The organism is Marinobacter salexigens (assembly GCF_002806945.1).
In the GTDB taxonomy this organism is placed as follows: Bacteria; Pseudomonadota; Gammaproteobacteria; order Pseudomonadales; family Oleiphilaceae; genus Marinobacter; species Marinobacter salexigens.
Map to the genome: position 1 here is coordinate 41,529 of NZ_NIHC01000009.1, position 12,460 is coordinate 53,988.

Genomic DNA, 12,460 nt, shown 5'->3' on the forward strand with positions numbered 1-12,460 from the left:
AAACAGTGTGCAATAAGACACCATTTATCCCGGGAGAAGCGCTATGCGCATCGCTCTGCTTGAAGATCAACACGAACAGGCGCAGCACATACAATCCATTTTGTCTGAATGCGGGCACGACTGTGACAGTTTCCCTACTGGCCAGAGTTTCATCAGCGCGGTATTACACCGCAGTTATGACCTGATGATTCTTGACTGGCAGATACCCGACATGACCGGCATTGATGTGCTGAAGAGCATCAGAGCGCAGATTAATTGGCCTATCCCTGTCGTTTTCCTGACCCAGCGCGACAGTGAATCCGATATCGTTGAGGCTCTGGACGCAGGTGCCGACGATTTTATTGCAAAGCCTGCACGTGCCGCAGAACTGGTGGCTCGCATTAACGCTTTGGCACGCCGCGCCAACCCGGATAGCGAAAAAGAAGTCCTTAAATATGGACCTTTTGACGTTAACACACAGCACAGAACCATTGCCCTCCACGGCGAAGAGCTGACTCTGACCGACAAAGATTTCGATCTGACCCTGTTCCTGTTCCAGAACCAGGGCCGCTTACTCACTCGCGAAGTTCTTTTGGAGCGGGTTTGGGGATTGGCGAAAGATATCAATACCCGAACAGTCGATACTCATATGAGCCGCCTGCGGCGCCGCTTGGGCCTGAACCCGGAAAACGGTTTCCGCATCAAAACCATCTATCAGCGCGGATATCGCCTTGAAGCCATGAAAGCCGAAGTGACCCTTGTAGAATGACTGAATACCCTGTGCCCTTTCTTTTCAAGGCCCTCCTGGTGCTGGCATTGCTGGCACCGGGTTTGCCTGTTAGCGCAGAATTGTCCCTGACCCGCGGTTCGGCAATAACAACAGCAAACACCACCATCCAAACGGTGCCTGAGTGGTTTTATACACTGAAATCCGGTGAAAGTGTTTCAGAAGTGGCCAGCAACCTGCTGGCCGATAGCCACAACACAGGCCGACTCCTTCAATACAATGCTATCGACAATGCCGCCATGCTTGGGGAAGGCGACCGCATTCGTATTCCCTTGTCCTGGCTGAAAAGACAACCCAACCCTGCACGTGTTACGTCGGTTTCTGGCAACGTCCAACTGATTTCAGGCATTGATGGGCGTAAAAAAACGCTGACGGAAGAAACCCTGATACGAGTAGGCGACGAAGTACTTTCTGCTGCCGGGGCCGCAACCATTGCTCTGGCTGATGGCTCAGAAGTACGCCTTTCTCCGAGCTCCCGGTTAATCTTCAACCGGCTGACCCAGTATGGCAAAGCCGGCATGGTCGATACACGGCTGAGACTGAATCGCGGAGAAGTGCACACTCGGGTGAAGCCTGTCATTGAGGGTGGTGCCCGCTTTGAAATCGAAACGCCTTCTGCGGTTGCCGCGGTGCGTGGCACAGCGTTTTCACTGCAAACCGGACCGGAAGGTACCCGCCTGCAAGTAACTGAAGGCGTAGTTGATTTCGGAGCACCCAACCGGACTCACCAAATCCCTGCCGGCTACAGTGCAACGGTTGCCAGCGACAGCAGTAATAAGCTGAACATACGGAAGATGCCAGCAGCCCCCGTAATCAACCCTTTTCCGCCAATGCTCAGACAACTCCCGGCGCAGATGACATGGAAACCCGGCCCGATACCCAATTATCGCCTTGATATCTTTGAAACAGAAAGCGGACGCTGGGTCGAAAGCCGCGAAGTCGGCGGAAACCGATTCGATATCAGCCGCCTTGATAATGGCCAGTATGTTGTGCATCTGGCCGCGCTCGACCAGCAAGGCATGGCGGGAATGCCCGCCATCGTGCCCATAGAAGTTGACTTGCAAGCCCGCACCGCGAGCCTTCTTGCCCCAGAAGACGGCGGTACGGTCAATGACGATATGCCTGAGTTCCGCTGGACGCTTAAGGGTGAAAACGAAGTAGCCCGTGTTGAAGTCGCTGAAGATGAAACGTTTCGCAATCTGGTTGCAACAAGCGAATGGGCCCCGGGAACATCGGCTTTGCCTTCGCGCCCCTTAAGCCCTGGCCAGTATTACTGGCGGGTAGTAACCGAAGCTGGCGGGAATTCAGTTGCGACAACGCAACCAAGGAAGCTGATCGTAAACGGGTCGCTTCCACCAGTGCGCATTATCAGTATCAACTATATCGACAGCCAGGTTCGGGTATTCTGGGAAAAGGTTGATACCGCGTCGAGTTACCGGTTACAGCTGGCAGAAGAGCCCGGCTTTAATGACATAATCAAGGAAGCTACACTGCCAGATACAACAGCGGCCTTGCGTCTCATTCCCGGAAGGCGGTATTTTGTGCGCCTGAAAGCACTTTCTGACGGCCCACTGCAGAGCCGCTGGGGACCAGGGAGGGAACTGTACCTGGAATAACACTGAATAATCAACGCGCATAGCAGGACTCATGAACCGGGATTGGCTGCCAATAAAAACGACTCCATGGACGCTCGGCCTGGCACTTCTGCTCCTGCTTTTGCTCGCCCACATCACGGCTCTGCCTCAGCGTATTGATTACTGGCTCCTTGATTCAGCCCTGCTCGCCAATCCTGCAGAGGCTTCCGCCGACATTGTGCTTGTTGCCATTGATGACTCAAGTCTCGCCCAGCAAGGCCGCTGGCCGTGGCCAAGGCAAACCCACGCCAACCTCATCAGAAAACTGCACGAAGCCGGTGCAGAAACCATTGTCTTCGACATACTGTTCACAGAATCCTCCCCGGGTGATGCAGCGCTTAGCCAGGCCATGCAGGCCCATGGCCGGGTAATACTGCCCATTCATCTGGCTCCAGCAAGCTCTCGCCTTCTGCTCAGTGAACAGCTCCCCCCAAGCAACCTGATGTCATCAGCAGCCGGCCTTGGCCACGTCCATGTTGAACTGGATCATGATGGCATTGCCAGAGGGCTCTACCTGTTCAACGGCATGGGGCGCAAACTTTGGCCGAGCCTTGCTCTTGCAGCCTCCGGTACTGGCCCACGAAAACCGGAAACGCAAGAACTGCCCGCCTATGTAAATATGCGAGACGATTACCGAATCGTTCCACTTGCTGGCAGTGCCGGCTCACTACCCACCTATTCATACAGCGACGTTCTTAACAGCCCTCTCAAGCCGCATGTTTTCACCGGAAAAACTGTTTTTGTTGGTGCTACAGCAGCCGGGCTTGGAGATATTTTACCAACGCCTTTCTCCGGTCTCAGTCAGCCAATGTCTGGCGTTGAGTTTCACGCCAATACTCTTTCAGCATTTAACCAGAAGCTTCTTGTTACCCCTGCCCAAAAATGGGTGGGTATCATTTTCGCGGCTTTCACTCTTTTTGCTTTGGCTATTGTGCTTCCGCGCATACAGCCTGCACGCACCCTGCTCACCTGCTTCTTGACTGGCGCAGGAATCGTTGGCATCTACCTGATTATGCTAAGCGCTTTCCGTGTGTGGATTCCAGTTGCCCATGCGTTACTTATCCCGCTGCTTGCGTTCCCGATAGCCAGTGGCTTGCGCCTTGCCATGACCAACCAGTTTCTCAACCGCCAGCTGGATGAACTGGTACGCAGCCCCAGAGTCGCCTTACCCGAACCAGCAAAGCGCCCGGCAAGTCAGCTACTTGAGCACTTTCAGGCCCTGTTCCAACCGGACGGCTGGTTACTGCTGGAGGCTGGCAGTATTGTGTCAACCCGAAAATTGACCCAAGCCGATGTGCCAGACAATCTGGAGCCGGGGCTCTGGCAACATAACGGCGATCAAAGCTGGGTGCTGCTTTACCGCGGAAGCGCTTGCTACACACTGGGGCTAGCTCTGCCCGGCGACCTTAGCCTTGAAGCTATACAACGCTACCTGCACCGCCTGAAGCTTTCTGACATAGCGCCAACCATAAAAACACCAAAGCCCAGCGAAAACATATCAGCGCGCATTGAGCGCGTTAAACTGGCCACTGACCGACTGAGTCATATCCAGGAGTTTATTCGCCGCAGTTTTGAGCGCATGCCTGATGGCATCATCGTAACGGACGAGCTAGGTATCATCCGGTTTGCTAACGGCCATATTGAAGAGTGGTTTGGAGAACCAATGCCGAGCTTGGGCGGGCTTCCGCTGACACGGCTTCTGGAAGGTCACGACCCTCGCGAAACACCTCCCTGGCATGAAACCGTTTCCGAAACACTTACTCTGCTACAAAGCCGTACAGTGGATCTGAAAATCAGGAACAAGGACTTTCTCATTCATTTTGCTCCCTTCGCGCTTCCCGATAGCGTGCAATATGGAATCATTGCCAACATTTCCGATATATCCGAACTTCGGGAACAACAGCGCCAACACAGGGAAGCCATTGACTTTATTTCCCACGATGTACGCTCACCTCTGGTGTCGCAACTGGCACTTATCGAGCAATTGAAACGCGATCCCACACATATTGATCATAGCCAGCTGGAACAACTGGGGAGGTTGGCAAGACGAAGCTACCATCTGGCAGAGGAGTTTGTGCAGCTGGCCCGTGCCGAGCAGCTAACCGAGACCCGTTTTTATGAATGCGAATTTCTGGCCATTGTTGAAAATGCCCGTGACAGCGTCAGCGAACAGGCTCTGGAAAAGCAAATTTCTCTTCAACTGCAAGGCACAGAAGATTTGTGGTTAAGAGGCAATGCAGAGCTGCTGGAGAGAGCGGTGATTAACCTGCTAACCAATGCCGTACAGTACAGCCCCGCTGGTTCAGTGGTGAACCTTCAGGTGTTTCGTGCGGGCCATCAGGCATGCTTGACCATTGCAGACGAAGGCGCCGGCATAGATCCGGAGGAGCTGCCCTATTTGTTTGACCGCTATCGACGTCAGAAAAGCAGTGAACTGGCAGGTATTCACGGAACCGGGCTAGGGCTTTCTTTCGTGAAGACAGTGGTAGAAAAGCACCGGGGCGAAATTTACGTTGTTTCCACCCTTGGGGAAGGCTCTGCTTTTACGATAAAGCTACCAATAACCGACCCCATACCATAAGCCCAGTAGATGTATGTGCTATCAGGGGCTAATCAGACAACACCGCCCTTCAGGATTTGATTTCCTTATTAACAGGCTCAGAGGGTGCGCTCTGCAAGCCATTACTATCCTCAACCAGAATCGTGAAATACCAGATTCCAGCATCCAGGTTACTCACTTTGTGCGTCATCTCGGCATACTCCTGGGCACCTTCTACGATCACCTTATGATCCAGACGGTCAGCATTTTTTCCATACTGGATAATGTATTTATTCAGCTCACCCATTGCGATACCATCGCCATTAACGCGACTTTTGGGAGCACTCCAGCTCAACACTGCCGCCTTCCCGCCTTCTGAATCTACGGTCTTACTGTTGGAGCCGACAGATTCTGAGCTAACCGAATCAGAACCGCCACCGCACCCAGCAAGCAGCACCCCCATACAAAACGCCGCCACCCACACCCGTGATAATTTAATGACGCGTTTCATATCTTTTCACCACCAATATATCGTCGAATTTGTTAAATTTTACAAAACGCCGGCGATTATCAATGTGATACCCATCATCTATCTAGTTAAAAAATCGTCAATATTTTGCCACTGATTCGTAATGAACGTACCAGGATGGCACGAACTACTGACTGCTCAGGCAGTGTTTTTCCCTGCATTGAGCTGGCGGGGTTCGGAGGGAGTGAAAATAACAGGAGGGTATTGCGAAATTGCACTTGGAGGACAAATACGTTTTTTGCCGGCAAACTGCCGGCAAAAAACACCTTTAACGCCTCCGGTTTAACGCGACCTTCCAGGGGGCGATAATGTTTAGGGAATGGGGATCAACCTTTAAGCTTGGCTGCTATTGTTGCAACGTGCTCGCCCTGGTGACGAGCAATGCCCAGCTCACGCTCGTCTGGCTGGCGCGAGCCATCGCCACCAGCTATGGTCGAGGCACCATAAGGCGTGCCGCCACCCACCTGAGAGACATCAAACAGAGCGGGCGTGGTATAGCCGATTGGCACAATGACCATGCCATGGTGCGCAAGCGTCGTCCAAGTGGAGGTGATCGTCATTTCCTGACCACCACCGGTGCCAGTTGAGGTGAACACACTGGCCACCTTACCCGCCAGCGCTCCCTTGGCCCAAAGACCACCAGTTTGATCGAAGAAGGTGCGCACCTGCCCTGACATATTGCCGAAGCGAGTAGGCGTACCAACGATGATGGCGTCGTAGTCTGCCAGCTCCGTTGGCGTGGCTAATGGCGCCGCCTGATCAACCTTACCACCAGCGCCTTTGAAAGCTTCGGCATCCATGGTTTCCGGTATACGTTTCACGGTCACTTCGGCACCCGCCACACTGCGAGCGCCTTCAGCAACTTCGTTTGCCAGGGTTTCGATATGGCCGTACATGGAATAATAAAGAACCAGAATCTTCGTCATTTAGATGTCCTTTTTCTGTTTGGTTTTATGTGTACGTATACTTCTTTCCGACTGGAGGTACTGGGCAGCTCTCAAAAATCAAGGTAGTCGTGCAACCCACATCCAACAAGTCGGCTTGACTGCTTATGCCACGTCTACCAACACGATTTCACTGTTTTCCAGAGCGCTCACCTCCAACAACTTCTCATCGCTGATGGCTACGCCATCGCCGGCAGAGGCTACGACGCCATTAACATCAATCTTGCCGGTTGCTGGCACCATATAGACTTTGCGCCCATCGGCGATGTGGTATTCGGTACTCTCACCGGCCCCCAGGGTCGCCGCTACCATGCGCGCATCAGTCCGTATCGGTAAAACCTCACCGTCACCGGGAACACCACTGGCAAGGGTAACGAATGAACCACTGCGCTCACCCTTGGGAAACGGTTTGGTACCCCAGGTGGGCGGCAGACCTGCCTCGTTGGGCATGATCCAGATCTGGAAGATTTTCGTGGGTACATCCTCCAAATTCATTTCACTATGAGCTATTCCTGTTCCGGCACTCATTACCTGCACATCACCAGCCTCTGTGCGCCCCTTATTACCAAGGCTGTCCTGATGGGTAATGGCACCCTCCCGAACGTAAGTGATGATTTCCATATCCCGGTGCGGATGGCGTGGAAAGCCAGAGTGCGGGGCAATGGTGTCATCATTCCATACTCTGAGATTTCCCCAGTGCATGCGTTTTGGATCATAATATTCAGCGAATGAAAAGTGGTGGCGAGTATCCAGCCAACCATGGTGGGCACCGCCGAGTTCACTGTGGGGTCTAAGTTCAATCATTGTATGATCTCCTGTTTCGTATCATTCGTGACGGTTAACATTTTCGCCTTTAAGGGACGAGGACTATTTTTTCCGCCCCACCCTCATTTACCTTGTGGTAGGCCGCAACGGCTTCCGAGAGGGGCAGCTCGGTAAACCCTTCGGGCACTGGTAACTCGCCCTCAAATGCCGCACTGATTTGCTCAAACATGGTTGCGCACTCTTCCAGACTGTACAGAAGTGAATTGACGCCAATAACCGAGCCACCGCGGCGGTAAAGGTCAAGAACAGGCATGCTAATCAGCCCGTCTACTGGCGCTGCAATAACCGCGATCCGCCCAAATGCCGCCAGCGTGTTAACTGCCGCTGGCAACCAGTAGCCTGTGGTATCAAAAATCACCTCAGGCGCCTGCTGCTGAAAATGCACCTGTGCCTGTTCTGGTAAATGCTCCGCCTCTGGCAGTTCAAAAGCATCAATACCTTGCGCTCTTAACTCTCGCACAACATCGGCCCGGCGTGCGGCCACAACCACTTCAGCGCCCCTGGCCTTGGCCAGCGCTTGCGATGCTCTTGCCACCGCTCCGGCACCAATGATCAGGAACCGAGTACCCGCCTGCACCTGGCTACGCTCCAGGGCATCCCATGCAGTGATGTATGGAACACCGAAGGTGGCAGCCTGAGCAAAACTCAGTGATTCCGGCTTGGGCGCAACCGCATTTGCCGGCACAACCACATACTGAGCATGACAGCCGTTTCGGGTGAAACTGAAGCCTTTGCCAGTACCGCCCCAGACTGCTTTGCCCAGAAGTTCTTTGGGGCCCTCCACCACCACACCCGAAAAGTCCCTGCCGGGAACGCGCGGCGTTGTGGTGTAAGGAAAGCGCCCGAGAATGTTTTTCAGGTCGCTGGGGTTCAGGCCTGCGGCCCGAACCTCAACCAGAACCTCGCCGGCACCAGGCACCGGCTTGGGCAGTTCGGTTACTTGCAGCGAATCGAGCGAGCCGGTTGCTGAAAACTGCAGAGCTTGCATAATCGACCTCGATAACAGAATTTATATTTGTGCCTTATCGGCGAACACCACCAAAACGCACCAACAGCAGGTTATCCACTGCAAACCGACCTGCGCCTTGGATAGCAAGGGCCAGAGCCACTACAAACAAGGTCAGGCCAAACTCGTAACCGTTGTTTTCCATGAACAAGCCGTTACCAATATGTACGGTGAAAATGGCAACTAACATAGCAAAGGCAATAACCAGTGCAGCCGGGCGTGTCAGCAGGCCTAATACTAACGCCAGCCCTCCGAAGAATTCCGCGCTGCCCGCCATCAGCGCCATCAGGTAGCCTGGCTCCAGGCCAAAACTGGCCATCCACTGCCCGGTTCCTTCAAGACCATAGCCACCGAACCAGCCGAAAAGTTTCTGCGCACCGTGTGCCGCCAAGGTCAATCCAACCGGGATCCGCAAAACCAGCGAAGCAAAACCGCCATTGGAATTGAACAATGCTTGAGTAAATTTGGAGCCCATGATTATTCCTCTGATAGTAATCTGTTGATTTGCCCCTGAAGCATCGCTCCAGATGATGAAACCACTTTACTATCGCCTATAACAAAGAATAAGAGGGTGGTTGTTGCCTTACTATCAACGCTGCGTTGATAATAGGCGAACACCAATGAGACAGGATGAACCTATGGATCGCCTTGATGCCATGCGTGCTTTCGTTACGGTAGTTAGTGAAGGTGCCTTCACCCGCGCTGCCGACAAGCTGGACATGTCCCCCCAACTGGTCAGCAAATATGTCTCGCAGCTAGAAGAACACTTGGGCGTTCGCCTGCTCAACCGCACCACCCGGCGCCTGCATCTGACAGAGGCAGGAGCCAGCTATCACCAGCGGGCGCAACAGGTGCTGCATGACATTGAAGATATGGAGTGCCTGGTTGGCGACCTGCAAACCGAGGCTCGTGGCATGCTAAGAATCAGTGCACCTGTATCCTTTGCTATCCGCCATATGGCGCCCTTGTTGAGCGAGTTCCAGAAAACCCACCCCGGCGTAGGCATCGACTTGCAACTGAATGATCGTAAAGTTGACTTGGTTGAAGAGGGGTTCGATGTCGTGCTGCGGATCGGCCACCTGAAAAGCTCCTCACTGATTGCCAAGCGTATAGCCCCGATCAGAATGGCTGTATGTGCCTCACCGGATTACCTGAAGCAAAACGGCACCCCCAAACACTTGGAGGATCTTCAGGGCCACCGATACCTGCGCTACAGCTATATAGAGCTGGATTCCAGCCAGCCTCTGCACCGTTGGTTACAAAACAATGGCCAAAACGACAGCAACGGTATCACCTGTAACAACGGTGACATACTGGTCGAATCCGCGATTGCAGGAGCCGGGATCGCCTTACAGCCAACGTTTATCTCTGGCCCGGCGATCAAGGAAGGCAAACTGCAGGTCATCCTGCAGGATTATGAACCCGAACCCATGGGGCTTTATGCGTTGTATGCGCACCGGCAGTTATTGGCCAGCAAGGTTCGCAGTTTTATTGATTTTATCGACGGGTATTTCGGCGACCCGCCCTATTGGGACTGAGCGGGCATGTGCTTATGCTTTTGCAGCTTCGAGGGACTTGTACCGCTCTGCCAACTCCGCGCGAATTGCACGACGTTCTTTACCGTTAGCAAAGCGTCTGATTTCATTTTCAGTACGCGGCTCCAACGGAGGGACTTTTACCGTTGCCCCTGACTCATCCACTGCAACCATCGTGAAGAAACAACTGTTGGTATGTCGAACCATCTGCTCCTGGATGTTTTCAGTGATTACCTTGATGCCCACTTCCATTGAGGTGTTGCCGGTATAGTTCACACTGGCCAGAAAGGTAACCAGTTCGCCCACATGGACAGGCTGACGAAACGTCACCTGATCCACCGACAAAGTAACCACATAGTTGCCCGCGTACCGGCTGGCGCAGGCATAAGCTACCTCATCAAGGTATTTAAGCAGGGTACCGCCGTGCACATTACCCGAAAAGTTGGCTTTATCCGGGGTCATTAAAACAGTCATGGTCAGTGTTGAAGATCCGAGTGTCATATCATTCTCTAAGTGGCGTATCTCTATACACTCCAGAATCAGCGATAATACGGTCACCGTCAACTGCACCGGCTCTTACTATCGGTTAACGGGCCTTACCGGTCGTTTTTTTGTACCTGCTCCTGCTGCTCAATTTCCACCGCCGTTAACCCTTCCTTTTTCCCTTTCAAATACCTTAAGTACGCGGGTATGTAGGTTTTCCCCATGTACTTATCAAGATACGGCAGAAAGCCCGCGTAGTTGCCTTTGAACTTGGCGTGGTGGAAGTCGTGATAAACCGGGCCTTGGTATACGGGCAACAGGTGCACGGGGTTCCAGGGAATGTCATAGCCGATATGGCCATCCGCGCCTTCAATTTGCCGAATAATCACCCAAAGCCATACAACATAGATGTGTGCACCCAAAAGAATGGGGCCGATCAAAGTTAGCGTGGCGGTTAACGTGTATTCCAGCCAGTGCATATAGTTGCCATTGATGCCGCAGGTGTTGCGAACACGGTGGTGCACGCTGTGCACATTTCTCAGCAACCACTTGTTCTCGTGCATGTACCGGTGCATCCAGTAATACAGGAAGTCATCCAGCAATACGAAAAACACCAACTGGGCCAAAATCACATACCAGGCAGGCAGCTCGTTATTGTGAACAGCCGTCAGCTTTAGCAGCGGCCAGCTCAGCACCAGCAGCCCGGCGAGGATAATGTTGTTTACAAGAATTCGCCCCAGGGAGGGCAACAAGAACTTCTTGACCTCAAAGGGCTTTTGCTGAATTTTATACTTTCTCAGCGAGACAGGATCCAGCCAGGCCACGATTGTCCAGGGCGTTGCAACAATCAAAAACGCCGCCATGCTGATGGCCAGTGTGGCCATAGGAAACTGCCAGAACCAGGGATCGTTATAAAATCCGTCCCACAAACCAAATACATTCATACCGACTCCAAGCAACCCAAAACCACGATCAAAATTCGGCTATTACAAAGTGGGGTCACTTCTTCTTGTGCACAGTGCCAAAGCTCAAATCACCATAGGTAACCGTTGGCCGATACCCCGGAAAGCCCCAGTAACTGGTTAGCTCAGAGGAATTGGCCATGTTGGGGAAATCTGTATACAGCGGGTGGTTGCCGGCAATGGTTTTCTCAACCACCATGGATATGTATTGATCCAGTCCACCCTCAAGGGTGTTGCCGTTCAGTATCACTTCCATACCGGTTTGCTGTGCGTATTTCTTCAAGCCTGGAATCCGTGAATGCAGAGGCGCGTAACAATCCGGCCCAACACCATTCTCGCTGGTGACCTTTAGCCCTTCCGAGGTGTGGGCCACGAAGGAGTGATTTCCGACGGTATGGCCAGGCGTACGAATCAATGCCAGCCCATCACCAATCATGACATCCCCGTCCAGTTGAATAATGCGATCTTCCGGAACACCCGCCAGCCCATTGGGGCAGTACCAATCAATTTGTGGCGGCATCAGAAAGTTGGCGGCCGTCCACTCTTCTCTCATCACAAGAAGCTTGGCATTGGGGAACAGGCCCGGATTCTTGCTATCACCTAACCAGCGTCGAATGTCCTGGGTGTGGAGGTGGTCGTAACTGATGTAGTCCACATCTTCCGGCGTTAAACCTACCTGCTGAAGGCATGCTTCGACTGTATTGATTTCAGGCGCGAGAAACTTCTTGACCAGCTCTTTTAGCGGCCCGGCCTTGTCGATCACTTTCCGGAAATACGGGGTTTCTGCGTTCGCTTCAGCATCTGACGGCGACAGGAGTATTGTTTTCACACCCTCTTCACTATCAACCTGCACAATAAACACGCGATTCAGGATGTGGATAAAGGGGCTGGGAATAACATTGCAGTTCAGAAAAGCATACTTGGTGGGATACGGCACGCGAATTAACCCCATACTCTGATAAAACCTGGCTTGGGGTTTTGCCAACATGTCATTACGGAAAGTGACCGCTGCCTGGCGCATGGCTTGCAGCCGGTAATGCGCGGTATGGCATTTTCGAGCCTCTTCGAATTGCTTAATGGGTTTGATAATGCTGCTTTCAATTGTGCCGGGTTTAAGAATAGTGCCCATGTGCCGCCTGTTTATAATTGTACTGGTATCTTTGACTCACTAATTGAAAAGCATCCTAGCTTGCTTTAATCTGACTTAATTGTTAGATCACGAATAAAAACTACTATA

At 52.7% G+C, this 12,460-nt stretch carries 12 protein-coding genes; 4 read left to right on the top strand and 8 right to left on the bottom strand.

The annotated features are described in order from the left end of the window. The first annotated feature begins 43 nt into the window (after positions 1-43). The 3 genes from CDH47_RS15685 to CDH47_RS15695 are packed head-to-tail and all read left to right on the top strand — an operon-like array spanning position 44 to position 4,981. Positions 44-748: a response regulator transcription factor gene (locus CDH47_RS15685; RefSeq protein ID WP_100641021.1), complete on the top strand. Its 705-nt coding sequence runs from the start codon at positions 44-46 to the stop codon at positions 746-748. Further along, positions 745-2,382: a FecR family protein gene (locus CDH47_RS15690; protein WP_100641023.1), complete on the top strand. Its 1,638-nt coding sequence runs from the start codon at positions 745-747 to the stop codon at positions 2,380-2,382. The genes CDH47_RS15685 and CDH47_RS15690 overlap by 4 nt, the downstream gene beginning before the upstream one ends. A gap of 31 nt (positions 2,383-2,413) precedes the next feature. Then, entirely contained in the window at positions 2,414-4,981 is a 2,568-nt protein-coding gene (locus CDH47_RS15695) for a CHASE2 domain-containing protein (RefSeq protein WP_100641025.1), read from the top strand. A gap of 49 nt (positions 4,982-5,030) precedes the next feature. Here the strand turns inward: CDH47_RS15695 and CDH47_RS17735 are convergent, their stop codons facing one another. The 5 genes from CDH47_RS17735 to CDH47_RS15725 form a co-directional block, all read right to left on the bottom strand. Then, complete coding sequence (locus tag CDH47_RS17735) at positions 5,031-5,450, bottom strand: fibronectin type III domain-containing protein (protein WP_239985845.1); 420 nt, start codon at positions 5,448-5,450, stop codon at positions 5,031-5,033. 344 nt (positions 5,451-5,794) lie between these two features. Then, positions 5,795-6,394: an NAD(P)H:quinone oxidoreductase gene (wrbA, locus tag CDH47_RS15710; protein ID WP_100641029.1), complete on the bottom strand. Its 600-nt coding sequence runs from the start codon at positions 6,392-6,394 to the stop codon at positions 5,795-5,797. 123 nt (positions 6,395-6,517) lie between these two features. Next, entirely contained in the window at positions 6,518-7,216 is a 699-nt protein-coding gene (locus tag CDH47_RS15715) for a pirin family protein (protein WP_100641031.1), read from the bottom strand. 49 nt (positions 7,217-7,265) lie between these two features. Further along, entirely contained in the window at positions 7,266-8,225 is a 960-nt protein-coding gene (locus CDH47_RS15720; protein ID WP_100641033.1) for a quinone oxidoreductase family protein, read from the bottom strand. A gap of 34 nt (positions 8,226-8,259) precedes the next feature. Then, positions 8,260-8,718, bottom strand: a complete 459-nt coding sequence (locus CDH47_RS15725) for a DoxX family protein (RefSeq protein ID WP_100641035.1) — start codon at positions 8,716-8,718, stop codon at positions 8,260-8,262. 145 nt (positions 8,719-8,863) lie between these two features. Here CDH47_RS15725 and CDH47_RS15730 point away from each other — a divergent pair, with 145 nt between their 5' ends. Beyond that, on the top strand, positions 8,864-9,781 hold the full coding sequence (locus CDH47_RS15730) for a LysR family transcriptional regulator (protein ID WP_239985847.1): 918 nt from the start codon (positions 8,864-8,866) through the stop codon (positions 9,779-9,781). Between the two features lie 12 nt (positions 9,782-9,793). Here the strand turns inward: CDH47_RS15730 and CDH47_RS15735 are convergent, their stop codons facing one another. The 3 genes from CDH47_RS15735 to CDH47_RS15745 form a co-directional block, all read right to left on the bottom strand. After that, positions 9,794-10,279 carry an acyl-CoA thioesterase gene (locus CDH47_RS15735; RefSeq protein ID WP_100641039.1) on the bottom strand — a complete coding sequence of 162 codons (486 nt, stop codon included), beginning with the start codon at positions 10,277-10,279 and terminating at the stop codon, positions 9,794-9,796. A 95-nt stretch (positions 10,280-10,374) separates the two neighbouring features. Beyond that, positions 10,375-11,205 (bottom strand): sterol desaturase family protein, encoded by an 831-nt coding sequence (locus CDH47_RS15740; RefSeq protein WP_100641041.1) that lies wholly within the window; start codon positions 11,203-11,205, stop codon positions 10,375-10,377. 55 nt (positions 11,206-11,260) lie between these two features. Continuing rightward, entirely contained in the window at positions 11,261-12,352 is a 1,092-nt protein-coding gene (locus CDH47_RS15745) for an MBL fold metallo-hydrolase (RefSeq protein ID WP_100641043.1), read from the bottom strand. Between the last annotated feature and the right edge of the window lie 108 nt (positions 12,353-12,460).